Origin of the sequence: Streptococcus sanguinis, assembly GCF_020729765.1 — a bacterium.
GTDB classification, from domain to species: domain Bacteria; phylum Bacillota; class Bacilli; order Lactobacillales; family Streptococcaceae; genus Streptococcus; species Streptococcus sanguinis_Q.
The window spans coordinates 1-624 of the sequence record NZ_JAJEPD010000033.1; the positions used below are offsets into that span (position 1 = coordinate 1).

Here is a 624-nt window from a genome sequence, read left to right on the forward strand (position 1 = left end):
TCTAAAATAGAACTTATCTCTTCCTTAGTAGAAATCGGTGAATTAGGATAAATTTTAATTGCCCCAGTTGGACTATCTACACCATGCGGTTTATATATAGAAATTAAGGTTACTATTTTGATAGAAAAAAAAGTTAATATTATGTATTGCAAATAAGTGTTTTGTCAAGTGTCCGGGATGCTATCATAYATTTCCTAAAAGCTCTGAAGAAATTACAAATTTTAAAATAGTAAAATTTTTAGGCTCAGCAATAGAAAATGGTTTAACAAAAGTTACTTTTGCTGGAGGAGATCCATTAACTAGACAGGATATACCAGAATTAATTGAATTTTGTTACAATAAGCAAATGAAAATTAATATAGACACTGTAGGAACTCCACTTTTAAAGTCTTGTAGCACTTATGATAGGCAGAAAGATATTAAACAAATTATAGATTTTACTTTTCTTTCGAAAGTAAATTATGTTGGTATACCTCTGGATGGCTCTTCTAATGAAATTATTCAATTATTTAGAAGAGGAAGGAAAAATTTTCTTGAAGAGCAACTAGATATTTTGTCCTTACTAGAAAAATTAGATGTAAATGTATGTATAAATACTGTGTTACATAAAGGAAATATTGATGA

General features: G+C 27.9%; 1 protein-coding gene. It reads left to right on the forward strand.

Annotated elements, in window-relative coordinates:
• Positions 1 to 145 precede the first annotated feature (145 nt).
• Positions 146 to 624: radical SAM protein (locus tag K4H96_RS04510; protein ID WP_227956374.1), on the forward strand; the 479-nt coding region annotated here is incomplete at its 3' end.